The organism is Achromobacter sp. ISS7 (genome assembly GCF_056523125.1).
The window spans coordinates 4666191-4689604 of the sequence record NZ_JAWRZD010000001.1 but is presented as its reverse complement, the minus strand read 5'-3'; the positions used below and the strand labels follow the sequence as shown (position 1 = coordinate 4689604).

The window sequence follows — 23414 nt, the reverse complement described above, 5'->3', positions numbered from 1 at the left end:
TTCATGAGTTATTGCAGTCACTGTATCGCCGCACCGGGGCGCCAACAATTTAAATTGCCTTAATATTCCATAAGCATCCCTAATACTTTCGGCCCCGCCGCTCCCATGCGTAATCTCGATCTGGACCTGCTGCGCACGCTGACCGCGATCGCGCGCTACGAAACGTTTTCGGAAGCGGCCAACCGGCTGCACAAGACCCAATCGGCGGTGACGCAGCAGATGCAGCGGCTGGAAGCGGCCATCGGCCTGCCGCTGTTCGAGAAACAGGGGCGCAACAAGGCGTTATCCACGCATGGACGGCGCCTGGTCGAATATGCGCGCCACATGCTGGCCATCAACGATGAAGCGCTGCGCGCGCTGCAGGATGCGCCGCTGGAAGGCGATCTGCGGCTGGGCGCGCCGCTGGACGTGGCCGACACCATCCTGCCGACCCTGCTGACCCATATCGCGCGCTCGGCGCCGCGCGTGAAACTGGAGATCCGCACCGATCGCAGCCCGTTCCTGATGGACGCGTTGCGCGCCGGCGAACTGGACCTGACCATCTCGACCCGCTTCGACCAGGAATTCGAGGGCGTGGCGCTGCGCACCTCGCCCACCGTGTGGCTGGCCTCGGCCGACTATGTGCATGACATCAACGCGCCGGTGCCGCTGGTGCTGGCCGACGAACCCAGCATCTTCCGCCGCCTGGCGCTGACCGCGCTGGAACAGGCGCAGGTGCGCTGGCACACCAACTACGTGGCGCCCAACCTGGTCGGCATCAAGGCCGCGCTGCGCGCGGGCCTGGGCGTGACGGCGCGCAGCGTCGAGCTGCTGGCGCCGGAAATGCGGGTGCTGGGGGAAAAGGAAGGCCTGCCGCCCCTGCCGGACGTGACGTACTTCCTGTGGATAAGGCGCGACCTGATCAATCCGCTGACGCGGCAGGTCTACGACATGCTGCGCACCAGCCTGGGATTGGCGCACGGCGCGGACGCGCCGCCCAATCCGTGACGACGGCGTGCAACGGAAGGGCCCGTTGCGCGCCGCCCTGCGCGGCGCTCAGTAGCGGTCGAAGCAGCGCTGCAGCGCCGCGGGTTCGCGCGTGACGCACAAGGCCAGCATCAGCAGGACGCGGGCCTTTTGCGGATTGAGGTCGCCGGCTGCGACGAACCCCAGCACCGCGTCATCCAGTTCGACATCGCGCGCGACGAAACCGCTGCCGGTGCGGCTGGATCGCACCACCGCGACGCCGTCGGCGGCCGCGCGGGTCAGGGCGTCGATGGCCAGGTCGGTGGCGTTGCCGTCACCCACGCCCGCCAGCACGATGCCGTCGGCCTGCCGCGCGATGAATTCGATGACGTCGCCTTGCAGGTCGGCGTGCGCATGAACGATGTCCACGCGCGGCCAACCGGCCTTTTCCAGCAATGCGAGTGAAAACTCGCTTTGTGTGGTGTGCGTGGTGGTGTTGCGCGAATAGAAGCACGGCGTGCCGCCATGCATCACGCCGGCGCGGCCGCGATTGGGCGAGGCAAAGGCGTTGATGCCGGCGCTGGCGATCTTCTGCAGTTCGCGGGCGTAGTGCACGTCTTCGTTCATGACGACCAGCGGCCCGCGGCCGCGCGCGTCGGGGTGGCGCGCCAGCGCCACGGCGTTGTACAGGTTCGCCGGGCCTTCGGCGCCCAGCGCGGTGGCCGGACGCATCGCGCCCACCAGCACCACCGGTTTGTCGTGCTGGATCACCAGGCTGAGGAAGTACGCGGTTTCCTCAAGCGTATCGGTGCCATGCGTGATGACGATGCCGGCCACCGACGGATCGGCGCACAGCGCATCGACACGGCGCGCCAGCGCAAGCCAGACATCGTGCGTCATGTTCTGGCTGCCGACGTTGGCGACCTGTTCGGCGCGGATGTCGGCCAGGCCGGATAGCTGCGGCACCGCCGCCAGCAGGTCGCTCACCGAGAACGAGCCCGACTTGTAGCCGGCGGACGTGGCGTCGGCCTGCGCGCCGGCGATGGTGCCGCCGGTGGCCAGGACCGCGACGACCGGCAATGCCTGCTCAGGCATCGACCACTCCCGACAGGCCCTGCCGTTCGAGCAGCGAATTCAGGTGTTCCCAGCCATGGAAGTCGATGACGATCTGGCCCTTTTCCTTGGCGCCGACCTTCAGCGCCACGCGCGTGCCCAGATGGTCGGACAGCGCCTCTTCCAGGCGCGTCAGGTCGCGCGAGACGCCGTTGGCCTTCTTCTTGGGCGAGGCGGCGCTCTCGGCTTCCTTGGCGGTCTTGGCGACCAGCTTTTCGGCTTCGCGCACCGACAGGCGGCGCGCGATGATCTGGTTGGCCAGCTGGATCTGCGTGGCGGCGTCCACCGCCAGCAGCGCGCGCGCATGGCCCATGTCGACGTCGCCGGCCAGCAGCATGGTCTGCACCGCGGAAGCCAGGTTCAACAGGCGCAGCAGGTTGCTGGTGGCCGAGCGCGAGCGGCCGATGGCCTGGGCGGCCTGCTCGTGGGTCAGGCCGAATTCGTCCAGCAGGCGGCGCACGCCATGCGCCTCTTCCAGCGGGTTCAGGTCTTCGCGCTGGATGTTCTCGATCAGCGCCATGACGGCCGCGTTTTCGTCGGCGACTTCGCGCACCAGCACCGGCACTTCCTTCAGGCCGGCCAGTTGCGCGGCGCGGAAACGGCGTTCGCCCGCGATGATTTCGTAATGGCCGGGCGCATCGCCCAGCGCGCGCACAAGAATGGGTTGCATGATGCCTTGTGTGCGAATCGACTCGGCCAGCTCGCCCAACGCGCCCTCGTCCATGCGGGTGCGCGGCTGATACTTGCCGGCCCGCATCTTCGAAACAGGCAGGGTGGACGGCAGACCCTCGGGCTTGGCCGGGGCCTTGCCGATATTGTCGATGGCGGGCGCGTCGGCGCCCAGCAAAGCGTCAAGTCCGCGACCCAATCCCTTGGGTTTCTTGGTGGCCATAGTTAAATCCTCTTTCCTTCTGTTTTTGGTATCCCGAGCGGAGCTCAGGCGGCCGCCTGCTCGGCGGGCAGGCGGTACCAATACGCATAACAGTCTTTGAAACCGTAGCGGCCATACAAAGCGCGCGCGGCGGTGTTTTGCGGCTCCACCTGCAGATAAGCCGTGGTGGCGCCGTCTTCGACGCACACAGCCAGCAGATGCTCGACCAACATCGCGGCATGGCCCTTGCGCCGCTGCGCGGGGTCCGTCACGATATCGAACAGCCCCGCGAGATCGCCATCCCGCACGGCCATGCCACCCGCCACGCATTCGCCGGCGGCGTCGAACGCCAGCACCGGCGAGATATCCACAGCCAGTCCCTCCAGGCGCGCCTGATGCTCGGCGACATGCTCGGGCCGGGAATCGCGCATGCGTCCGACCGCCGCCGCGAAGCGGGCAGCGTCCACTGTCCTGAAAAGCAGATCGCCCCGGGCGGCCAGCCTGGGGGCGAGCGGCATGCTCATGACTCGGGTCTCTTCGGTGAGGAGGTAGCCCCGCGACGCCAGTTCGGCATCCAGGGCGAAATCGGGGCCGATGGAGGTCAGGCGCAGCACCATGGGCAAGCCATGGCGCGCGTACAACGTTGAACAATACGCCAGCCGCTCATCGAGCGGACGTGTGGATAACCCCAGCACATTGATGCTGCGTACCCGTTTGGCGGACGACGGCGCGAAACGCACCAGCCAGCCGTCGTAGAGCACCTGCGCGCGCACCGCGGTGGCGTTGAGCGCGGCCTCTTCCAGCCGCACGCGCAGCCCGTCCCGCACGTCGACGGGCGGCGTGTGGGTGGAGTCCGGGGACAGGCGCGTGACGGCGGACATGCGGGCGGCTCAGCTGAGTTCGCGGACGCGCTCGATCATTTCGGCGCCAAAAGAGATGTACGCCTGCGCGCCACGCGAGGCACGGTCGTACACCACGCCGGGCATGCCGTAGCTGGGCGCTTCGGCCAGGCGCACGTTGCGCGGCACCACGGTCTTGAAGACCTTGTCGCCGAAGTGCGATTCGAGCTGCGCCGACACCTGCTGCTGCAGGGTCATGCGCGGATCGAACATCACGCGCAGCAGGCCGATGACGCGCAGATCGTCGTTGATATTGCGGTGCACGCGCTTGATCGTGTTGACCAGGTCGGACAGGCCTTCGAGCGCGAAGTACTCGCACTGCATCGGAATGATGACGCCATGCGCCGCGGCCAGGCCGTTCAGCGTCAGCAGCGACAGCGTCGGCGGGCAATCGATCAGCACGAAGTCGTACTGGCTGCCGACCGTGTCGATGGCGGCCTTGAGCTGGCGCTCGCGTTCATCCATCTGCACCAGGTCGATCTCGGCGCCGGACAGTTCGCGGTTGGCGGGCAGCACGTCGTAGCCGCCCGACTCGGAGCGCACGCGCGCCTGCTCGATGGTGGCTTCGCCGATCAGCACCTGGTACAGGTTCGACTCGAGCGAATTCTTGTCGATGCCGCTGCCCATGGTGGCGTTGCCCTGCGGGTCCAGGTCCACCAGCAGCACGCGTTGCTTGTGCGTGGCCAGCCCGGCCGCCAGATTGATGGCGGTGGTCGTCTTGCCGACACCGCCCTTCTGGTTGGCGATGCAAAAGACGCGGGCGGTCGAGCTGGGGGGTAAGTTCTTCATAGGGTTCCTTGACTGCGGCGCATCCAGATCAGGCAGCGTTCTGCTTGCAGCTCCGGCACCCGGAGCGGCTGAATATGGTCGACTTGCCATTCCCCACGCGCGTGCAGCGCCTGGATTTCATCATCCGGGACCTTGCCCTTCATGGCGACGAGGGTACCACCGTTGTCCACATGTCTGCCCGCGAGCATCGCAAAATCCTCCAAGGAGGCGAATGCGCGCGACGTCACAATGTTGCAGCCGGCGGGTTCCAGCGTTTCGATGCGCGCGTGGCGCGCCTGCAGGTTGGGCAGCGCCAGCGCGCCGCTCATCTGCCGGACGAATGCGGTTTTCTTTTCAACGGCGTCGATGCAGGTCACCGACCACTCGGGCCGCATGACCGCCAGGACGACGCCAGGCAGGCCGCCGCCGGAGCCGACGTCGTAGACCTTGGCCGGCGTGCCGGGCGCGCCCAGCGCCTCGCTGAACGGGCCCACGGCGGCCAGGCTGTCGAACAGGTGCTGCACCAGCATCTGTTGTGGATCGCGGATGGCGGTCAGGTTGTAGGTGCGGTTCCAGCGCTGCATCTGCGCCAGGTAGTCGAGCAGCTTGGCGGCCGCGGCGGCATCCGCCTGCAGTCCGAGCTGCTCGAAGGCATGCGAGAGGCGGCCGGCCATGTCCGCGCCGGCCGGTTGGGGATGGGCGCTCATGCGGCTTGCTTGCGCGAGCCGTAATGCAGGCGCTTCAGGTGGATCAGGAGCAGCGAGATCGCCGCCGGCGTCACGCCCGAAATACGGGCGGCCTGGCCGATGGTCTCGGGGCGATGCGTCTTGAGTTTCTGGCGCACTTCGAACGACAGGCTGGTCACGGCGTCGTAGTCGACGTCGGCCGGAATCGGCTGTTGTTCGTGCGCGATCTGTTTCTGTACTTCGTCCTGCTGGCGGGCGATGTAGCCGGCGTACTTCACCTGGATCTCGACCTGCTCGGCCAGGACTTCGTCCTCGACCACGCCCGGACCGGCCAGCAACGTGCCGTCGGTGTTGCGGGCGGCCATCAGCGCTTCATAGGAAACATTGGGCCGTTTCAGGAGGTCTGCAAGTGAGTACTCACGTTCAATTGCCTTGCCCAGCAGCGGTTCGGCCACTTCCAGCGGCAGCACGCGCGGATTGACCCACGACGATTTCAGGCGCTCGACCTCGGCCGCGACGGCGTCGCGCTTGCGGTTGAAGGCATCCCAGCGGGCGTCGTCGACGATGCCGAGCTGGCGGCCGATCTCGGTCAGTCGCAGGTCGGCGTTGTCTTCGCGCAGGCTCAGGCGGTATTCGGCGCGCGAGGTGAACATGCGGTAGGGCTCGGTCACGCCACGGGTAACCAGGTCGTCCACCAGCACGCCGAGATAGGCTTCGTCGCGGCGCGGCGTCCATTGGTCGCGGCCGAGCGACGACAGCGCGGCGTTGAGCCCGGCCAGCAGGCCCTGGGCCGCGGCTTCTTCGTAGCCGGTGGTGCCGTTGATCTGGCCGGCGAAGTACAGGCCGGAGATCGCCTTGGTTTCCAGCGTGCTCTTCAATCCACGTGGATCGAAGTAGTCGTATTCGATGGCGTAGCCGGGGCGCAGGATGTGCGCGTTCTCCAGGCCGGGCAAGGAATGGATCAGGTCCAGCTGCACATCGAACGGCAGGCTGGTGGAAACGCCGTTCGGGTAGACCTCGTGCGTGTCCAGCCCTTCGGGTTCCAGGAAGACCTGGTGCGATTCCTTGTCGGCGAAGCGATGGATCTTGTCTTCGATCGACGGGCAGTAGCGCGGGCCGATGCCCTCGATGACGCCGCTGTACATCGGCGAACGGTCCAGGCCGCCGCGGATGATGTCGTGGGTCCGGGCATTGGTGTGCGTGATCCAGCACGGCAGCTGCCGCGGGTGCATGGCCACGTTGCCCATGTACGAGAACACCGGGATCGGATCCAGGTCGCCCGGCTGCTCTTCCAGGATGCTGTAGTTGATGCTGCGGCCGTCGATGCGCGGCGGCGTGCCGGTCTTCAGGCGACCTTGCGGCAGCTGCAGTTCCTTGAGGCGCTGCCCCAGCGAAATGGCCGGGGGATCGCCGGCACGGCCGCCGGAATAGTTCTGCAGTCCCACGTGGATCAGGCCGTTCAGGAACGTGCCGGCGGTCAGGACCACCGTCTTCGCCCGGAACTTCAGGCCGACCTGGGTCACGGCGCCGACCACGCGGTCGCCCTCCACCATCAGATCTTCCACCGCCTGCTGGAACAGCCAGAGATTGGGCTGGTTTTCCAGGCGGCCACGAATGGCCTGCCGGTACAGCACCCGGTCCGCCTGCGCGCGGGTAGCGCGCACGGCCGGCCCCTTGGAGCCGTTCAGGATACGGAATTGAATCCCCGCCTCGTCCGTCGCCAGTGCCATGGCACCGCCGAGGGCGTCGACTTCTTTGACGAGATGGCCCTTGCCAATCCCGCCGATGGAGGGATTGCAGGACATTTGGCCTAGGGTCTCGATGTTGTGGGTCAGCAGCAGCGTCTGGGCACCAGTGCGTGCCGCAGCCAGCGCCGCTTCGGTACCGGCGTGGCCGCCACCGACGACGATGACATCGAATTCGCGGGGATAATCCATGATGGGGAGATAAGAGAGCGTTCGGTGCTCATTATAGAGGCAGGGTGTGCATGTTTCACGTGAAACATGGTTCGGTGCAGCAATGGAGGTAGTAACACTCGCCTTCGTGTGCAGATTGGCAACGAGGAAGGGTGGATCGGCGTTTGAATATGTCGGCATCTGCCGCTGTTAGGGGGTGATGTTTCACGTGAAACACCGGATACCCACGGGGGCGGGGCGATGTTTCACGTGAAACATGCCAGACTGCGGAGCCAGGTGCAGTGTCCAATACCGTTCATCAAAGACATCCTGGCCTGAGTTGGGACCAGGCTATCGTCGCCTGAAGTCTCCCCTGCCCCAGCGCTCGCTACCTGGCCGGCTGATGTTTCACGTGAAACATGCGAAGCGTGGGTCACGTATGAAGGATTTCCAACTCGTCCAGTACGGGGATTCCGGTCAAGCAGCCGCCAATGCATCGGTAGTGCACCCCTCATCGGTTGCCGTACTCCACCCTCGATAACTGCCAATGTTTCACGTGAAACATCGCTTCATAGCGCACCGTCGGCTAAAGATACATGCCTCCTAGCAAGCTGGCGAACAAAGCTGCAACTCAAAAGGCCGGTGCTTTGATTCGATGTTTCACGTGAAACATGCCGCACCTGAACCTTAGATTCGGTGCTCCAACCGGCTGCCGGACCGAGCACTGATAGCTGTTTCACGTGAAACATAGCGAGAGCACATCGATCCCGGGCAGCCCATCACATTGAAAATGCCACGGAAGCAAGCACTTCATCTTCTGGATTTCCCTCAAGCCCGCCCGATAAGGGAGGAACGACGCTCCCGTTGCACAACAAAGCGGAGCCTGGGCTCATGCAGAAAAAAAGCTTTTTATCACCCCTACCCTACCCCTATCCCCAAAACATCATCATTTTTCCTGTTCCACGTGAAACAGCACGTCGATTCAGCTCAACTTGCGTGCCCTGAATCTCACAATCTTCACCATCGCATTCGCCGCTATTCGTCTTGAATATCTCCCGTCATTCAGCTGAAACACTAAGCCCCTATGACAATTCCAGCACGTCGACCAACAGCCACAAGCCGGCACCCGCAAGTACGTGGCCCGGAAATGGCGTGATTGGAAATCGGGTTCACGCGGAACGCCGGAGCAACCCCAGCCCGCCCGCACTTTATGCACAACGCCATCCACAGCCACGAACACCTCCCGTGGCCTGGGTTTCACGTGGAACAACTTTGGGGATAACTCGGAGAGGTGGTCGACGCCAGAAGTGGAAAATGCAGGCCCGAGGCGACCCGAGGGAGAATTACCCAGATTGCGGAAAGCGCACAAATTCACAACGCGCTACCCGGGGAAAGGCGGACGACAAGCGCGAAATCGCCATGCCTGCAACGTCTGCGATCTGGCCGCCAGGTATACCCGGGACGATACAGAAGGAGGGAGAAAAAACAGTGGAAAAGATTGTGGATAAGCTGCCGCTATCGATTCGATAAGCGCCGCCAAAACCCGAATCCCAAAGCCGCCGCGGAAAAAAATCTATCTCTGCTCCGGCCGCGCAGGTGAGACATTGCCGCGACTTCACGGGGAACTTCAAACCCGGTCAAAAGTCCAACCGCGCCTTAAGCGGACGCCGGCACCTTATTCACATATTTATCCCGTGCCGCCGGTTCGCATCACGCGGCTGTGCACAAGTCAGGGCAGGACGCTTGATCGGACAATCATATTGCCCGTCCTGGAAGTTTCGCGCCATCATCCATTCGGCTGACACGCTTCCATCCCCACGGCCAACTCGCCGCCAACTGTGGAAAACTCGTTGGCGGAAAATCCCGGCGAAAATTCGCCTTCACATGAAATCCACAGCCAGGCGGCCAGATGCAAAAGCCGACGACAGCATGCCGCCGGCCGATCCGGAAAACCCGATTTTCGATTCGCTATCCCCATTTCTATCCACAGGCTGAGCACCCACCTTTTGGCTATCCAAGGTGTCATTCTGTGCATAACCGGGATGGGGATATCTTTGTGAACAACCACGGCGCGAAAGGACAAAAATGCGTCATGACGAGCATCAATGCTTCCCCGCCCGCACCGGATTCAGCGCCGCCAGGCACACCAAAAAAAGCCGTAAACGCCCGGTTTTCCTAGGGAAACGCCCGGTTTCCCATGAAGCGTGCCCAGGCGGGAAGCAGGCCACCGATGACATGCGAATCACAATTTCACGTCGACGGATCTTTCCAGAAATTGTGCAAAACTACCTCGCGCAAAAGCGGTGTGCTTCATTACTGCGCAGCGCAATGCACATGCCTGAAAATAATTATCCACAAACTTATCCAACGCTCGAGGATATGTTAGTAATCACTAACATCATGGCGAGAACGGGCCACGGAAACCCGCGCCGCAAATGAAACAACGCCCCAGACCGCGAGGTACTGGGGCGTTGTAGCCAGGCCAAGCCTGGCGGACGGGAAATTGGGATTTCCCGATTTAGAGCGGGCGAATTTCGGCCGCTTGAGGTCCTTTCGGACCATCCTTGACTTCGAATTCGACTTCCTGCCCTTCGTTCAGGCTGCGATAGCCGCGGCCCTGGATGGCGGAAAAGTGTGCGAAAACGTCGGTGCCACCGGCATCCGGCGTAATGAAACCGTAACCCTTGTCAGCGTTGAACCACTTGACTTTGCCCTTCTGAGCCATTTTCCTAGCGTCCTGTAATTAACGAAATGCAATGAATCAAGGACGCCGTGAGAACTGAACGACCGGTAGGGATACCTGCGTTGCTGCTGCGTTCTCGCATGCCGCAAAAGCGGCAGAACAAGTCCGCGCGCTGCTTGAATCAACTGCGGAACCAGCATACTCATCCCGCATTACAGACTCATATAGTTGTTTTCCCCAATGTCGTATTTTTCTGACTGGAACGCCAGTACCGCTACGCGGAATTTGCCTGCCGCCGCGCCAGAAACGCGTACATCGGACCGGTCACGATCACCACGAACACCATGCGCGATACGTGGAACGCGGTCACCACCGGCACGCCCAGCTGCAGCACCTTGGCGGTGATCGCCATCTCCGCAATGCCGCCCGGCGTGGTGCCCAGGATCAGCGTCGGCACCGGCGCCGCGGACCACAACGACAACAACGCGCCCAGGCCGAATGCCAAGGCCAACGCGATCACCGTGAACACCGCCACCGCCGCGATGAAGCGCGGCGCCGCGCGGAAGAAGTCCGGCCGATAACGATCCCCCAGCGACCAGCCGATGAAGAGCTGGCCGATCTTCGGCACGAAGTCCGGCAACGCGGACAACTCGATGCTGCTGGCCGTCAGGATCATCGCCACCAGCATCGGCCCCAGCACCCACGGATTGGGCAGGCGCAGCTTCATGAAGCACAGGCCGCCAACGCAGGTCAGCGCCACCAGCGCGGCCAGGCCGGCGCCATGCACGGTTCTGGGCCCCGGCACCGTGGGGTCGATGCCCGCGACACCCCACCACTGGAAAATGAACGGCACCGTCACCACCACCAGCAACACGCGCACGCTGTGCGCCGTCGCCACGCGGTCGATACGGGCGCCATGGCGTTCCGCCAGGCTGGCCATTTCGCTGGCGCCGCCCATGGCCGACGAGAACCACGCCGTCTTGAAATCGGCATCGGTGTAGCGCCGCAGGATGGCCGTGCCGATGAACGCCAACCCCAACGCGAACAGCATGCCGACGATGATGGGGCCGGCATTGCTGCCGATGTGCCCGATCACCTGCGGCGTGAAATACAGGCCCAGCGATGTGCCGATGACCCATTGCCCGGCATTGCGCGCCGGCCGCGGGCACACCGTGCCGCCGCCCGCGATCCGCACCGCCGCCGTCAACAGCAACGCGCCCAGCATCCACGGCAACGGCAAATGCGCCCACAGCGCCAGCACGGCGCCCGCCAACGCGATCGCCAAGCCGCCGACGACCCTCCACAACATGTTTTGAACCACGATACCGCCCACGCCAATAAGCTCATGAGAAAACCGAATTATGAGTTAGTGGGATACTTACGAAAACTCTCTTGCACACCCAGCGTTCCACTTCGCGTCCACCATGATCCGATCCAAACTTCCCGACGTCGGCACCACCATCTTCACCGTGATGAGCCGCCTGGCCATCGAGCACAAGGCCATCAACCTGGGCCAGGGCTTTCCGGACTTCGATCCCGATCCGGCGCTGTGCGCGCTGGTCAGCAAGGCCATGGCCGACGGCCATAACCAATACCCCTACATGCCCGGCGTGGCGCCGCTGCGCGAAGCCATCGCCGCCAAGACGCAGGCCCTGTACGGCCGCGCCTACGATCCCGAAACCGAGATCACCGTCACCAGCGGCGCCACCGAAGCGCTGATGGCCACCGTGGCGGCCGCGGTCAACAGCGGCGATGAAGTCGTCGTCATCGAGCCGTGCTACGACTCCTATCTGCCGGCCATCCGCCTGGCCGGCGGCACCGCGGTGCCGGTGCCGCTGCGCGCGCCCACCGCGGACGATCCGTACTACCGCATCGACTGGCAGCGCGTGCGCGACGCCATCACGTCCAAGACCCGCCTGCTGATGCTGAACTTCCCGCACAACCCCACCGGGGCGGTGCTGGACGACAGCGACCTGGACGCGCTCGAAGCCATCGTGCGCGACACCGGCGTGCTGCTGGTGTCTGACGAGGTGTACGAACACATCGTGTTCGACGGCAAGCCGCACGCCAGCATCGCGCGTCGCCCGCTGCTGGCCGAACATGCGTTCGTGATCTCGTCGTTCGGCAAGACCTATCACACCACCGGCTGGAAGATCGGCTACTGCTGCGCGCCGCGCCAGCTCAGCGCCGAGCTGCGCAAGGTGCACCAGTTCATGGTGTTCACGGTGCCCTCGCCGATGCAGTTCGCGTTGGCCGAATTCATGCGCGATCCCAAGCCCTACCTGGAGTTGCCGGCGTTCTACCAGGCCAAGCGCGACCGCCTGTCGCAAGGCCTGGCCAAGACGCGCTTCAAGCCGCTGCCCAGCCCCGGCACGTTCTTCCTGCTGGCCGACTACAGCGAGATCTCCAGGCAGAACGAAGCGGACTTCGCGCGCGACCTGACGGTGCGCCACGGCGTCACGGTGATTCCCGTTTCCGCCTTCTACCAGAAGCCCGACGCGGCCGAATCGAACCATCGCATCGTGCGCTTCTGCTTCGCCAAGAAAGACGCCACGCTCGATGCCGCGCTGGAGCGCCTGGCGCAGGTCTGACGACGCGCCGCGCAGCACGACAAAGCGCCCTGCCAGGGCGCTTTTCTTTTGTCTCGACACAACACGCGGCGATGAAAAAAAGGAGCGCCGCGGCGCTCCTGAACAACCGCCGGCGTGACACGCTCCGACAGCACGCGGCCCCGTGCCGGCGGGGCCGCGGCGCGGAACCCGTCACACCGGTTCGGCGGCAACCTTGCGGGCGCGGCGCACGCGGCGCAGGATCTGCGGCACCACCACCACGGCGATCGCGGCGGTCCAGAGCGCGATGGCGACGGGGCTGGCGAACAGCACCGACAGGTTGCCATCGGTGATCGACAAGGCGCGGCGCAGGTTCTGCTCCATCATGTTGCCCAACACCACGCCAAGCACCAGCGGCGCCATCGGCACGCCGAACTTGCGCAGGAAGTAGCCCAGCGCGCCAATGCCCGTCACCAGCAGCAGATCGAACGTGCCGGCGTTGATGGCATACACGCCGATGTAGCTGATGCACAGGATGCCCGGCACCATCAGCCAGCCCGGCACCGACAGCACTTTCGAGAACAACCGCACCATCGGCACGTTCATGACGAACAGCAGCACGTTGGCCACGAACAGCGACGCGATCAGGCCCCACACCAGTTCCGGCTTGGTGTCGAACAGCACCGGGCCCGGCGTGATGTTGTAGAGCGTCAGCGCCCCCATCATGACCGCGGTGGTGCCCGAACCCGGCACGCCCAGCGTCAGCATCGGCACGAACGAACCGATCGCCGACGACGTGGCGGCGGCTTCCGGCGCGACCAGGCCGCGCATGTCGCCCTTGCCGAACTTGGCGTTCGGATCCTTGGCTTCGATGATGCGTTTTTCCTGCGAATAGGCCACGGCCGCGGCCACGCTGGCGCCGGCGCCCGGCAACACGCCAACGCCGAAGCCGACCAGCGCGCTGCGCACCACGCTCCACCAGGTGAAAGCCAATTCCTTCAGGTTGAACAGCTTGCGGCCGCTGGGCTTGACCTCGACGCTGTGGCCCGCCATCACCTTCTCGAGCATTTCCAGCATCTCGCTGACCGCGAACAACGCGATCACCACGACCACGAAATCGATGCCATCGGCCAGGTGCACGGAGTCGAAGGTATAGCGGTATACGCCCGAGTTCGCGTCCACGCCAATGACCGAGATCGACAGGCCGATCATGGCCGCCAGCACACCCTTGATGGGTTGCTTGCCGAGCAGGCTGGTGAGGCAGCAGAAGGCGAAGATCATCAGCACGAAATACTCGGCGGGGCCGAACGCCAAGGCCCATTTGGCCAGCAGCGGCGCCAGCAAAATGATGCCCACCACCGACACGATCGCGCCGAAGAAGGCGGACCACGCCGACAGCGACAACGCGACGTTGGCCAGGCCCTGGCGCGCCAGCGGATAGCCGTCCAGCGTGGTCATGATGGCGCTGGCCTCGCCCGGCACGTTCAGCAGGATCGAGGTGATGCGGCCGCCGTATTCCGCGCCCACGTACACCGCCGCCAAGAGGATCAGCGCGGTCTCGGGCGGCAGGTTCATGGCGAAGGCGATCGGGATCAGCATCGCCACGCCATTGATCGGCCCCAGGCCCGGCAGCACGCCCACCATGGTGCCGAAGAACGAGCCGATCGCGGCCACCAGGATGTTGTTCCACGACAGCGCGACGCCAAAGCCGATCGACAGATGATCGAGGATTCCGCTCATATCAGGTTCTCCAGCAAACCACCGGGCAGGACCACGTCCAGCACCTTGTCGAACAACACGAAGAAGAAGACGCTCATGACCACGCCGCCAAGCGCGCACTTGGCCCAGCCGCCACCGAACAGGCGGCCGACGAACACCGTCATCAGCGAAGTCGCGATGATGAAGCCGAGCCACTGGAACAGGAACGCGTAGGCGGCGGCGAACACCACCATCAGCACGATGCGGCCGTTGGCGCCGGCGGGGTTGGGTTCGACCGCGTTGCCGCCCTTGTAGGCCAGCCGCAACCCGCACAGGCCGATGATCAGCGCCAGCAGCAGCGGGAAGGCGCGCGGCCCCACCGGTTCGTAGGCGAACGGGGCTTCGATGCCCCACCCCGCCCAGGTCATGAAGGCCGCCAGCAGCAACGCCGCGATGCCGAGGATTCGATCGTTCATGATTGGCGGCCTACTTCTTGACCAGGCCGAAGGAGCCGGCCAGTTCGGCGTACTGCTTGACCTGCTGCTTCACGTAGGCGTCCAGGTCGGCGCCCGTCTTGTTGAAGGGGAACAGGCCCTGCTGTTCGCGCAGCTTGGCGAACTCGGGCGCCTCGGTGACGCGGTTGAAGGCGTTGACCCAGAACTGGTAGTCGGCGTCCGACACCTTCGGGCCCACGTAGAAGCCGCGGATGATGGGCCAGACGATGTCGTAGCCCTGCTCTTTCGCGGTCGGCACGGTGCCGAGCTTGCCCGGCAGGCGCTGGTCGTTGAACACCGCCAGCACGCGGATGGGGGCTCCGCCCTCGAGCATGGTGAAGGCTTCCGCGGCGTCGCCCATGTAGGCCTGGATGTGGCCGCCGCGCAGGGCGGTGACGGCCTCGCCGCCGCCTTCGAAGGCCACGAAGCGCATCTTCTTGAAATCGACGCCGGCCGCCTTGGCGGTCAGCGCGGCCTTCATCCAGTCCTGGCTGCCCACGGTGCCGCCGGCGCCCAGCACGATCTTGGTCGGATCCTGCTTGAAGGCCTCCATCAGGCCCTTGAGGTCGGTGTACGGCGAATCGTTGCGCACCACGGCCACGCCGTAGTCGGTGCCGATGGCCGCCAGCCAGCGCACGTCGTCGACGTTGTACTTGCCGAACTTGCCTTGCGCCAGGTTGAGCAGCGAACCGCCCGAGAACGCGACGATCGTGCCGGGCTCGTTGGGGTGCTGGGCCACGATGTTGTTGTAGGCCACGGCGCCGATGCCGCCCGGCATGTAAACGATGCGCATGGCGCTCTTGAGCGCCCCGCTCTGCTTGAGGCCTTCGGTGGCCAGGCGGCAGGTCAGGTCGAAACCGCCGCCGGGCTGGGCGGGGGCGATGCACTCGGGGCGGCGCGGCTCGTCGGCGGCATGGGCGGCGCCCAGGGACAGGGTGATCGCGCCGAGGGCCGCGACGGCGGCCAGGCGCAGCTTGAGGCTGGTCTGCATTCTTGCGTCTCCGAATTTATAGGTCTAGGCATGGCTGGCGATCCCGGCGGTGTTCCGCCGGTCAGGGGTCCAGCGGATGCCACCGTACAAAATCGAAGCTTTCCAAAAGCTTTCAAAAATCGCTGTTTTCCTGGTGCGGCGCAACATCCACGGCCGTTTTCAGGGAAAACACCAGCGAGGCGCGCAGGCCCGGCCCGGGAATCCGGTTCTCCAGCACCAGGCGGGCGCCCAGCAGCTCGGCGATGGTGCCGACGATGGCCAGCCCCAGTCCGGCGCCCGGCTTGTTCTTGCCGGCGGCGCCGCGGCGGAAACGCACGCCGGCGCGGGCGATGTCCTCGGCCGACATGCCGGGACCGTCGTCTTCCACCGTCAGCCAGGCCTGGCCGGGCAGGTTGCGGACCTGCACCGTGACCATGCCGCCGGGGGCGGTGTAGCGGATGGCGTTGTCGACCAGGTTGCTGACCGCCTCCCGCAGCAGCCAGTCGGCGCCGTTGACCACGACCGGACCGGTTTCGGCGTCCAGGCCGATGTCCAGCTGACGGGCGCGGGCGGTCGGCAACAAGCCGCGGATCACTGCGTGGGCCAGTTCGGCCAGGTCGACCGGTTCGGGCGCGAAACCGGCTTCGGGCAGGGAAGCGTCCTTGGCGCGCGCCAGGGCGAGCATCTGGTTGGTGGTGCGTACGGCCCTGTCCAACCCCTCCTGCATCGCCAGAAGGGCTGTACGGACCTCCTGAGGGCATGTTTCGCGCAAGGCATATGCCGTCTGGGTCCGCAAGACCGACAGCGGCGTGCGCAATTGATGCGAGGCGTCGTCCAGGAACTGGCTCTGGACCCTCGCCTGAGCCGCGTAGCGGGCCATGTGGAGGTTTACGGCCGCGACCAGGGGTAGGACCTCCCCTGGCATCTCCGACGCGCTGACGGGGCTTAAATCGTCCGCAGAGCGCCTTTCCACTTCCTGCTTCAGGCGCTGCAGGGGGCGCAGGGCCATGAAAACCCCCAGGACGATCACCAGGACGCTGATCAGGATCACGGCCAGGTCGCGCTCGACCGAGCGCACCAGCACCTGGTGCAGGAACGCCTGGCGGCTCTGCAGGCCCTCGGCGACCTGCACGATAACCCGTCCCCCATTGTTCGCATAGAGCGGCGGATCCATCGCCCGCGCCAGCGCGGCGACCCGCACCGGGGTGCCCAGGTAGGTCGCGTAGAAAAACTGGGCCTCGCCGGATTCCAGCGGCTGGGTCGGCATGGGCAGCCCCGGATGGCCGATTTCGGCCAGCCCGTCCTCGGTGGCCACGCGGTAGAACACGCTGCCATTGGCCGTCAGCTCGAAAAATTCCAGCATCAGGTAGGGCTGTTCCATGGCTAATCCACCGCTGGCTGTGGATATGTTGTGGTCGATCGCGCGCAGCGCGCCAGCGAGCGACCGGTCATAGGCGATATCGACCTGGTTTCGCAGCTGGTGGTTGGACAGCCAGAGCGCGCCGACCATGACCAGCACCAGGGTCGGGATCAGCCACCAGAGCAACTGCGTTTTCAGGGTCCGGTTGCGGCTTTTTTTTCTGGAAACCGGGGTTTTTTCCGGAAAACTAGTTGTCAACAGCGTTCTCCAGGCAGTAGCCCATGCCGCGCATGGTGGTGATCTGCACGCCGGTTTCCGCCAATTTTTTGCGCAATCGGTGCACCAGCACCTCGATGGCCTCGAGGTTGATGTCGGCATCGTCGGTCACGATCCGATCCAGGATCTGCTGCTTGTTGATCGGTTCGCCGCTTTTCTGGATCAACACCCGCAGGACCGCGTGTTCACGTGGGGATAACTGCAAAGCCTGTCCGGAGACCGTGAATTTTTGCGCGGAAGTCTCGAAAACCAGGTTTCCCAGGGTGAGTCGCGGATGGTCGCGGCCGCGGCTGCGGCGTACGAGTGCGATCAGGCGCGCTTCCAACTCTTCCACGACAAACGGTTTCGGCAGGAAATCGTCCGCGCCTTCGTGAAGTGTCCCGATTTTTTCGGCCAGTGAATCGCGCGCGGTCAGGACCAGCACCGGCGTACGGTCGTCTCGCGCGCGAATCTTCGCCAGCAAGGTATGGCCATCCATGCCCGGCAGTCCCAGGTCGAGGATGACCGCATCGAATTCTTCGACCGCCAGTCTTCTTTCGGCGACCAGGCCGTCGTCAGCCCAGTCGACCACGAAGCCCGCATGTCGGGCCAGGCTTCTTGCAAGCCAGCGAGCAAGTTCGGCTTCGTCTTCTATGAGAAGGATGCGCATGGACGGAGTCCGGGGGGGCGTGGCTGGGAGATAGGAGAAAGCATGTTTGTCTTTTCCCTGTATTTCTCTTTATATAAAGACTAATGATTAATAAGGCCTGTGGATAACTACCTTAACCTTGGAAACCTGTTTTTTTTCATCAGGTTGCGAGCGTTTTTGGCTGTGCAAGAACTCTGTGTGGGAAAAGAGTCGAAGTTGGACAAGATTTCGGACCCGGTCGAAAACCCCCGCTTGTTCAACTTGCCTCCACACAATGTGCACAACCTGCCGCCTTAGGAGTTATCCACAGCCCTTTTCTGCCGAACCGGGTCGGGAAGCGGCACTTTTACCCCGAAAAAACGCCCCTTGCCTACCCTGGTTTTCGCCTCTTTCCAGGCCCGTAAAAGCCCCTGGAGGCGCTGCTGGAATCAGCCATGTGAGGGGTGGCGTCCCCGTGCGGTTGACGTTGGGCTGAACAAAAAGTGAGCAGATTTCCGCCGTAGAATTCCGCCCATGGCACGACAACTCAGAATCAAAAAACCGGCCTGGGCGACTTGGCTGAGAGGCCGTTTGCTGGCCGACAACCTGCCCGCGACCCTGTGCGCGGCCGCCCTGATGGGACTGGCCGGCGCGCTGGCGACGGTGATCTTTCGGGAATTGCTGGGCTGGATCCAGATGGTGCTGGGCGGGTTCGATTCGCCGCACGGCATGGTGTCGCTGGCGCGCGGGATGTCGCCCTGGGAACGGCTTCTGCTTCCGGCGGCCGGGGGCGCGATCGCGGGGGTGATCCTGCAGGCGGCCGCCCGGTGCCTGCCGCCGCGAGGGGCCGCCGACTATATGGAAGCGATCTCCATCGGCCGCGGCGTGATCGGTTTTCGCCAGACCGTGGCGCGCAGCATTTCTTCTTTGTTTTCAATCGGTTCGGGCGCATCGATCGGCCGCGAGGGGCCGATGGTGCAGCTGGCGGCGATGTTCTCGTCGCTGTCGGGCCGCTACCTGGTCCTGCCGCCCCGGCATCTGCGGCTGCTGGTGGCCTGCGGCGCCACCGCCGGGATCACGGCCGCCTATAACGCGCCGATCGCCGGCGCGTTGTTCATTTCCGAGATCGTCTACGGCGCCATTTCGTCGGCGACGCTGGTGCCGCTGGTGGTGTCATCGGTGGTCGCCAATATCGTGACGCGCCAGATCCTGCACTACGACGCGGTCTTTCACATGCCGCCGTTCGAGTTCGTGTCGGGCTGGGAAGTGGTCAATTACCTGGGGCTGGGCTTGATCGCCGGGATGGTGGCGCCGCAATTCCTGCGGTTTCTCGATGGGTCGAAGGCGCTGTTTCGCCGCCTGACCCTGCCGCTGTGGGCCAAGATGGCGCTGGGCGGACTGATGGTCGGCGCCCTGTCGGTGTTCAAGCCCGAGGTCTGGGGCAACGGCTACAGCGTGGTCAACAGCATGCTGCATACCGAATGGGCCTGGCAGGCGGTGGCGGCGATCCTGCTGTTCAAGATCGTGGCCACCGGCGCCAGCGTCGGCTCCGGGGCGATCGGCGGCGTGTTCACGCCGACCCTGTTCGTGGGCGCGGCGGTCGGGGCCCTGTATGGTTCCGGCCTGCATGCGCTGTTTCCCGCTGGCGACCTGTCGGCGGTGTCGAGTTATGCGGTGGTCGGCATGGGGGCGCTGCTGGCGGCCACGACCTACGCGCCGCTGATGTCGATATTGATGATCTTCGAGATGACGTTGAGCTACGAGGTGATGTTGCCGCTGATGCTGGCGTGCATCACGGGCTTCGTGATCGCGCAGCGCATCCGGCCGGATTCGGTGTATGCGAAATCGCTGGCGAGCAATCGCATTGCGCGCGAGACGTTGAAGGCCGCGCCGGTGCTGCCGGCGGATAAGCCGCGGGATTCTTGATCGGCGTTTTTCGCTAAAAAACCCCTTAAAAATAGGTATGAGCAAAAGCTCATATTATTCGGTTTGCAGGCAGCGGTTGACCGGCGTCAGGGTTAAACAATTAAGTGAGCTATTGCTCACTTATTGTGATTTGATCAATCCAGGCGTTTTGTCATGAACACGCGCTTCAAGCCGATCTCTTCGGCGCGATGCGTTTCGACATAGCCATAGCGCTGGTAGATGGCGATGTTCTCGCTCATCGCTTCCTGCGTGTACAGCCGGATACGCGGGTAGCCCGCCTGCCGCGCCGCGGTTTCCGCCCATTGCATCAGCACGCGGCCATAGCCGCGCCCTTGCGCGCCCGGCGACACCGCCACATTGTCGAGCAGCAGGCAATCCGCTTCGCGCACCAGGACCAGCACGGCCTGGATACCGGTTTGGTCCTCCAGCACCTGCGCCTGTCCTTGCGCGATGCGGGCGCGGTAATCGTCGCGCATTGGCCCCGGCGTGGCGCCGATGCGCGCCACGTAATGTTGGTAGGCGTCGTGGACGATGCGCTCGACCGCCGCCAGATCGTCGGCCGTCGCCAGGCGGATCCGGTGGGGCGTGCTGGCGGCCGTGGCCATGCGCTATTTCCCGATGCAGAAGCTCGAGAAGATCTCGCCCAGCAGGTCGTCGCTGGTGAACTTCCCGGTGATGCTCGACAGGCTGTCATGCGCCAGCCGCAGTTCCTCGGCGAACAGGTCCAGCACGCGGTCGTCCTGCTCGGCGTGTTCGGCCGCCAGGGCCAGGTGGTCGGCGGCGTCCTGCAGCGCGTGCAGGTGACGTTCGCGTGCCAGCCAGGGCGATTCGGCGCCGGGATTCCAGCCGGCGATCCGCAGCAGTTCGGCGCGTAGCGCGTCCAGGCCGGCGCCGCGCTTGGCTGAAATGCCGAGTTCGCCGGGGCCGGCCGCAAACGCTGTGGATAACAAATCCACCTTGTTGAAAACCTTCAGCACCGGCGTGCGCGGCGGCAGGCGCGCGGTGATCTGCGCGTCCAGTTGATCGCCCGGCTGGGTGGCGTCCTGCAGGTGCAGGATGACGTCGGCGCGCTCGATTTCCTGCCAGCTGCGGGCGATGCCGATGCTTTCCACGGTATCTTCGGTTTCGCGCAGGCCGGCGGTGTCGACGATGTGCAGCGGCACGCCGTCGATATGGATCTGCTGCACCACTTTGTCGCGCGTGGTGCCGGCGATCGGCGTGACGATGGCGACGTCGTCGCCGGCCAGCGCGTTCAGCAGGCTGGACTTGCCCACGTTGGGCTGGCCCGCCAGCACCACGTGCAGGCCTTCGCGCAGGATCACGCCCTGGCGCGCCTGGGCGATCAGGTGGCCGAGGTCGCCGGCCAGCTTTTCCAGCGTGGGGCGCGCCTGATACTTTTCAAGGAAGTCGATTTCCTCTTCCGGAAAATCGAGCGTGGCCTCGACCAGCATGCGCAGGTGGATGATGCGGTCGGACAGGTCGTTGACGCGCGCCGAGAATTCGCCCGACAGCGAGGCCATGGCGCCGCGCGCGGCGGCCACCGAGGAGGCCTCGATCAAATCGGCGACGGCCTCGGCCTGCGCCAGGTCCATGCGATCGTTGAGGAAGGCGCGGCGGGTGAATTCACCTGGTTCGGCCAGCCGCAGGCCCAGGTCGCGGCCCGCGGCGAGGCAGCTTTCGAGCACGCGGCGCAGCACTGCGGGGCCACCGTGGCCTTGCAGCTCAAGCACGTCTTCGCCGGTGTAGGAATGCGGCCCCTTGAAGTACAGCGCGATGCCTTCATCGAGCAGTTCGCCATCGACCGCCTTGAACGGCAGATAGTGCGCGTGGCGCGGTGTGAGGTCGCGTTGAAACAGGCGCCGCACCAATTCGGACAGGTCCGCACCAGAAACGCGCACGACGCCGATGCCGCCTCTTCCGGGGGCGGTTGCAATGGCGGCGATGGGGGCATGGACGGACATATCGGGGATAACGCGAAGCTAGGACAATAGGGGAATATAACTGTTGCGCGGCGGCTTGTTTGCTGGTTACTGTGCCCCAGAGGTTTAAAACCCGAAACAACCCTGGGAGATCACGATGGCATCTCGGTTTTCGCGTGTGTTGGCCTGTAGTTCGGTCGCGGTCATGTTGGCGTTCGGCACCTGCAATTCGGCGCTTGCGCGCGACCTGGTGATCGGCCTGAAGACCGAGCCGTCGTCGATGGATCCGCAGTACCACGCGCTGACACCGAACACCCAGATCTCCCAGACCATCTTCGACACGCTGGTGGCCACCGACGCGCAGCTCAAGCCGGTGCCGGCGCTGGCCGAATCCTGGACCGTCGATGGCAAGGTGTGGACCTTCAAGCTGCGGCCCGGCGTCAAGTTCTCGGATGGTTCGCCGTTCACGGCCGAAGACGTGGTCTTCACCTACGATCGCGTGCCGAAGGTGCCCAACAGCCCCTCGCCGTTCACGCTCTACCTGGGCTCGGTGGCCAAGGCCGAAGCGGTGGATCCGATGACGCTGCGCATCACCACCAAGGAAGTGGCGCCGAACCTGCTGGTGAACCTGGCGCAGCTGCCCATCATGTCGAAGAAGGCCGCCTCCGGCCCCGCGGCCGAAGGCAAGACCACCACGGAATTGAACAGCGGCGATGGCCTGATCGGCACCGGCCCGTACAAGTTCGTGTCGTGGAAGCGCGGCGCCGAATTCGTGCTGGCGCGCAATGAAAACTACTGGGGCAAGAAGCCCGCCTGGGACAAGGTGATCTATCGCCCGATCAGCAACGCCGCGGCGCGCGTGGCGGCCCTGCTGGCCGGCGACGTCGACATGATCGAGGATCCCCCGACCGATGACCTGCCCAAGCTCAAGGGCGACAAGAAGCTGTACGTCGAAGAGACGCCGTCGGTGCGCGTGGTGTACGTGGCGCTGGACCAGTACGCCGAGCCCTCGCCCGGCATCCAGGGCACCGACAAGAATCCGCTGAAGGACAGGCGCGTGCGCGAAGCGCTGTCGCTGGCCATCAACCGCGATGCGCTGGTCGAGCGCGTGATGGGCGGCGTGGCGCTGCCCGCGGGCAACCTGCTGCCCTACCCCATGTTCGGGTCGAGCAAGGAGCATTCCAAGGCGCCCAAGGCCGACGTGGAAAAAGCCAAGGCGCTGTTGAAGGAAGCCGGCTATCCCAACGGCTTCTCGATCACGCTGGGCTCGCCGTCGGGCCGCTACGTCAACGACTCCAAGGTGGCGCAGGCCATCGCCTCGATGTGGACGCGGGTGGGCGTGAAGACCAGCGTCGACGCCATGGCGCCCCCGGTGTTCTTCAAGAACCGCGACAGCTACGCGTTCTCGGCCTACCTGGCCGGCTGGTCGGTGACCAGCGGCGAGATGTCGAACGCGCTGACCTCGCTGCTGGTGACGCGCAATCCCGAGGCGGGCCTGGGCACCACCAACCGCAGCCGCTACTCGAATCCCAAGATGGACGAACTGGTGAAGGAAGCCTCGTCCACCATGGATGACGCCAAGCGCGCCGAGCTGCTGTCCAAGGCCAGCAACATCGCCATGGACGACTTCGCGATGCTGCCGGTGCACTTCGAGCTGTCGGTGTGGGCGATGAAGAACGACATCCGCTACCAGGGCCGTCCCGACCAGGTCACGCTGGCGCAGTTCGCAACGCTGAAGAAGTAATGCGCGCAGCG

At 64.6% G+C, this 23414-nt stretch carries 20 protein-coding genes; 5 read left to right on the top strand and 15 right to left on the bottom strand.

Annotated elements, in window-relative coordinates:
- Positions 1 to 105: 105 nt before the first annotated feature.
- The gene (locus AC1HFW_RS21225; protein ID WP_061072889.1) at positions 106 to 987 is read left to right on the top strand and encodes a LysR substrate-binding domain-containing protein; all 882 of its coding nucleotides are present in this window, start codon (positions 106 to 108) and stop codon (positions 985 to 987) included.
- A gap of 48 nt (positions 988 to 1035) precedes the next feature.
- Here the strand turns inward: AC1HFW_RS21225 and AC1HFW_RS21220 are convergent, their stop codons facing one another.
- From AC1HFW_RS21220 to mnmG, 6 genes are read right to left on the bottom strand one after another with little or no spacing between them, the layout of a single operon-like run.
- On the bottom strand, positions 1036 to 2040 hold the full coding sequence (locus tag AC1HFW_RS21220) for an asparaginase (RefSeq protein WP_238891725.1): 1005 nt from the start codon (positions 2038 to 2040) through the stop codon (positions 1036 to 1038).
- A complete protein-coding gene (locus AC1HFW_RS21215) occupies positions 2033 to 2950 on the bottom strand; it encodes a ParB/RepB/Spo0J family partition protein (RefSeq protein WP_006389566.1) in 918 nt (305 codons plus the stop codon). The genes AC1HFW_RS21220 and AC1HFW_RS21215 overlap by 8 nt, the downstream gene beginning before the upstream one ends.
- A 44-nt stretch (positions 2951 to 2994) precedes the next feature.
- Positions 2995 to 3810, bottom strand: coding sequence for a GNAT family N-acetyltransferase (locus tag AC1HFW_RS21210; protein ID WP_006392107.1), 816 nt, complete (start codon positions 3808 to 3810; stop codon positions 2995 to 2997).
- 9 nt (positions 3811 to 3819) lie between these two features.
- Complete coding sequence (locus AC1HFW_RS21205) at positions 3820 to 4617, bottom strand: ParA family protein (protein ID WP_006392108.1); 798 nt, start codon at positions 4615 to 4617, stop codon at positions 3820 to 3822.
- Positions 4614 to 5303: a 16S rRNA (guanine(527)-N(7))-methyltransferase RsmG gene (gene rsmG / locus AC1HFW_RS21200; RefSeq protein ID WP_054430986.1), complete on the bottom strand. Its 690-nt coding sequence runs from the start codon at positions 5301 to 5303 to the stop codon at positions 4614 to 4616. Before rsmG ends, AC1HFW_RS21205 begins: the two co-directional genes overlap by 4 nt.
- Positions 5300 to 7219 carry a tRNA uridine-5-carboxymethylaminomethyl(34) synthesis enzyme MnmG gene (gene mnmG, locus AC1HFW_RS21195; protein ID WP_479285155.1) on the bottom strand — a complete coding sequence of 640 codons (1920 nt, stop codon included), beginning with the start codon at positions 7217 to 7219 and terminating at the stop codon, positions 5300 to 5302. Before mnmG ends, rsmG begins: the two co-directional genes overlap by 4 nt.
- Before the next feature lie 2043 nt (positions 7220 to 9262).
- Here mnmG and AC1HFW_RS21190 point away from each other — a divergent pair.
- Positions 9263 to 9616 carry a hypothetical protein gene (locus AC1HFW_RS21190; protein ID WP_479285154.1) on the top strand — a complete coding sequence of 118 codons (354 nt, stop codon included), beginning with the start codon at positions 9263 to 9265 and terminating at the stop codon, positions 9614 to 9616.
- A gap of 79 nt (positions 9617 to 9695) precedes the next feature.
- On the opposite strand, the gene AC1HFW_RS21185 is transcribed toward AC1HFW_RS21190, so the two are convergent.
- The gene (locus AC1HFW_RS21185) at positions 9696 to 9902 is read right to left on the bottom strand and encodes a cold-shock protein (protein WP_006389561.1); all 207 of its coding nucleotides are present in this window, start codon (positions 9900 to 9902) and stop codon (positions 9696 to 9698) included.
- Positions 9903 to 10134: 232 nt separating this feature from the next.
- A complete protein-coding gene (locus AC1HFW_RS21180) occupies positions 10135 to 11169 on the bottom strand; it encodes an AbrB family transcriptional regulator (protein WP_479285153.1) in 1035 nt (344 codons plus the stop codon).
- Between the two features lie 115 nt (positions 11170 to 11284).
- Between AC1HFW_RS21180 and AC1HFW_RS21175 the strand changes: the two genes are divergently transcribed.
- On the top strand, positions 11285 to 12451 hold the full coding sequence (locus AC1HFW_RS21175) for a pyridoxal phosphate-dependent aminotransferase (protein ID WP_479285152.1): 1167 nt from the start codon (positions 11285 to 11287) through the stop codon (positions 12449 to 12451).
- Positions 12452 to 12622: 171 nt separating this feature from the next.
- On the opposite strand, the gene AC1HFW_RS21170 is transcribed toward AC1HFW_RS21175, so the two are convergent.
- The 5 genes from AC1HFW_RS21170 to AC1HFW_RS21150 all read right to left on the bottom strand — a co-directional run bounded on the left by AC1HFW_RS21170 (position 12623) and on the right by AC1HFW_RS21150 (position 17856).
- Positions 12623 to 14149 carry a tripartite tricarboxylate transporter permease gene (locus AC1HFW_RS21170; RefSeq protein WP_479285151.1) on the bottom strand — a complete coding sequence of 509 codons (1527 nt, stop codon included), beginning with the start codon at positions 14147 to 14149 and terminating at the stop codon, positions 12623 to 12625.
- Positions 14146 to 14583: a tripartite tricarboxylate transporter TctB family protein gene (locus AC1HFW_RS21165; RefSeq protein ID WP_241074680.1), complete on the bottom strand. Its 438-nt coding sequence runs from the start codon at positions 14581 to 14583 to the stop codon at positions 14146 to 14148. Before AC1HFW_RS21165 ends, AC1HFW_RS21170 begins: the two co-directional genes overlap by 4 nt.
- A gap of 10 nt (positions 14584 to 14593) precedes the next feature.
- Complete coding sequence (locus AC1HFW_RS21160; protein ID WP_006392116.1) at positions 14594 to 15592, bottom strand: Bug family tripartite tricarboxylate transporter substrate binding protein; 999 nt, start codon at positions 15590 to 15592, stop codon at positions 14594 to 14596.
- 112 nt (positions 15593 to 15704) lie between these two features.
- Complete coding sequence (locus AC1HFW_RS21155) at positions 15705 to 17081, bottom strand: sensor histidine kinase (RefSeq protein WP_479286533.1); 1377 nt, start codon at positions 17079 to 17081, stop codon at positions 15705 to 15707.
- Positions 17082 to 17178: 97 nt separating this feature from the next.
- Positions 17179 to 17856: a response regulator gene (locus AC1HFW_RS21150; protein ID WP_006392118.1), complete on the bottom strand. Its 678-nt coding sequence runs from the start codon at positions 17854 to 17856 to the stop codon at positions 17179 to 17181.
- A 492-nt stretch (positions 17857 to 18348) separates the two neighbouring features.
- Here AC1HFW_RS21150 and AC1HFW_RS21145 point away from each other — a divergent pair, with 492 nt between their 5' ends.
- Positions 18349 to 19740, top strand: a complete 1392-nt coding sequence (locus tag AC1HFW_RS21145; RefSeq protein WP_479285150.1) for a ClcB-like voltage-gated chloride channel protein — start codon at positions 18349 to 18351, stop codon at positions 19738 to 19740.
- 134 nt (positions 19741 to 19874) lie between these two features.
- On the opposite strand, the gene AC1HFW_RS21140 is transcribed toward AC1HFW_RS21145, so the two are convergent.
- Together AC1HFW_RS21140 and mnmE are read right to left on the bottom strand one after the other, a co-directional pair.
- A complete protein-coding gene (locus tag AC1HFW_RS21140) occupies positions 19875 to 20345 on the bottom strand; it encodes a GNAT family N-acetyltransferase (protein WP_241074678.1) in 471 nt (156 codons plus the stop codon).
- Positions 20346 to 20348: 3 nt separating this feature from the next.
- On the bottom strand, positions 20349 to 21701 hold the full coding sequence (gene mnmE, locus AC1HFW_RS21135) for a tRNA uridine-5-carboxymethylaminomethyl(34) synthesis GTPase MnmE (RefSeq protein ID WP_479285149.1): 1353 nt from the start codon (positions 21699 to 21701) through the stop codon (positions 20349 to 20351).
- A 115-nt stretch (positions 21702 to 21816) separates the two neighbouring features.
- On the opposite strand from mnmE, the gene AC1HFW_RS21130 reads away from it, so the two are divergent.
- Complete coding sequence (locus tag AC1HFW_RS21130; protein WP_479285148.1) at positions 21817 to 23403, top strand: ABC transporter substrate-binding protein; 1587 nt, start codon at positions 21817 to 21819, stop codon at positions 23401 to 23403.
- The last annotated feature ends 11 nt before the right edge of the window (positions 23404 to 23414 follow it).

Bases quoted from the DNA above. Each gene is read 5' to 3' on its own strand.
- AC1HFW_RS21225 (WP_061072889.1), top strand. From the start codon at position 106: ATGCGTAATCTCGATCTGGACCTGCTGCGCACGCTGACCGCGATCGCG.
- AC1HFW_RS21220 (WP_238891725.1), bottom strand. From the start codon at position 2,040: ATGCCTGAGCAGGCATTGCCGGTCGTCGCGGTCCTGGCCACCGGCGGC.
- AC1HFW_RS21215 (WP_006389566.1), bottom strand. From the start codon at position 2,950: ATGGCCACCAAGAAACCCAAGGGATTGGGTCGCGGACTTGACGCTTTG.
- AC1HFW_RS21210 (WP_006392107.1), bottom strand. From the start codon at position 3,810: ATGTCCGCCGTCACGCGCCTGTCCCCGGACTCCACCCACACGCCGCCC.
- AC1HFW_RS21205 (WP_006392108.1), bottom strand. From the start codon at position 4,617: ATGAAGAACTTACCCCCCAGCTCGACCGCCCGCGTCTTTTGCATCGCC.
- rsmG (WP_054430986.1), bottom strand. From the start codon at position 5,303: ATGAGCGCCCATCCCCAACCGGCCGGCGCGGACATGGCCGGCCGCCTC.
- mnmG (WP_479285155.1), bottom strand. From the start codon at position 7,219: ATGGATTATCCCCGCGAATTCGATGTCATCGTCGTCGGTGGCGGCCAC.
- AC1HFW_RS21190 (WP_479285154.1), top strand. From the start codon at position 9,263: ATGCGTCATGACGAGCATCAATGCTTCCCCGCCCGCACCGGATTCAGC.
- AC1HFW_RS21185 (WP_006389561.1), bottom strand. From the start codon at position 9,902: ATGGCTCAGAAGGGCAAAGTCAAGTGGTTCAACGCTGACAAGGGTTAC.
- AC1HFW_RS21180 (WP_479285153.1), bottom strand. From the start codon at position 11,169: ATGTTGTGGAGGGTCGTCGGCGGCTTGGCGATCGCGTTGGCGGGCGCC.
- AC1HFW_RS21175 (WP_479285152.1), top strand. From the start codon at position 11,285: ATGATCCGATCCAAACTTCCCGACGTCGGCACCACCATCTTCACCGTG.
- AC1HFW_RS21170 (WP_479285151.1), bottom strand. From the start codon at position 14,149: ATGAGCGGAATCCTCGATCATCTGTCGATCGGCTTTGGCGTCGCGCTG.
- AC1HFW_RS21165 (WP_241074680.1), bottom strand. From the start codon at position 14,583: ATGAACGATCGAATCCTCGGCATCGCGGCGTTGCTGCTGGCGGCCTTC.
- AC1HFW_RS21160 (WP_006392116.1), bottom strand. From the start codon at position 15,592: ATGCAGACCAGCCTCAAGCTGCGCCTGGCCGCCGTCGCGGCCCTCGGC.
- AC1HFW_RS21155 (WP_479286533.1), bottom strand. From the start codon at position 17,081: ATGGTCGGCGCGCTCTGGCTGTCCAACCACCAGCTGCGAAACCAGGTC.
- AC1HFW_RS21150 (WP_006392118.1), bottom strand. From the start codon at position 17,856: ATGCGCATCCTTCTCATAGAAGACGAAGCCGAACTTGCTCGCTGGCTT.
- AC1HFW_RS21145 (WP_479285150.1), top strand. From the start codon at position 18,349: ATGGCACGACAACTCAGAATCAAAAAACCGGCCTGGGCGACTTGGCTG.
- AC1HFW_RS21140 (WP_241074678.1), bottom strand. From the start codon at position 20,345: ATGGCCACGGCCGCCAGCACGCCCCACCGGATCCGCCTGGCGACGGCC.
- mnmE (WP_479285149.1), bottom strand. From the start codon at position 21,701: ATGTCCGTCCATGCCCCCATCGCCGCCATTGCAACCGCCCCCGGAAGA.
- AC1HFW_RS21130 (WP_479285148.1), top strand. From the start codon at position 21,817: ATGGCATCTCGGTTTTCGCGTGTGTTGGCCTGTAGTTCGGTCGCGGTC.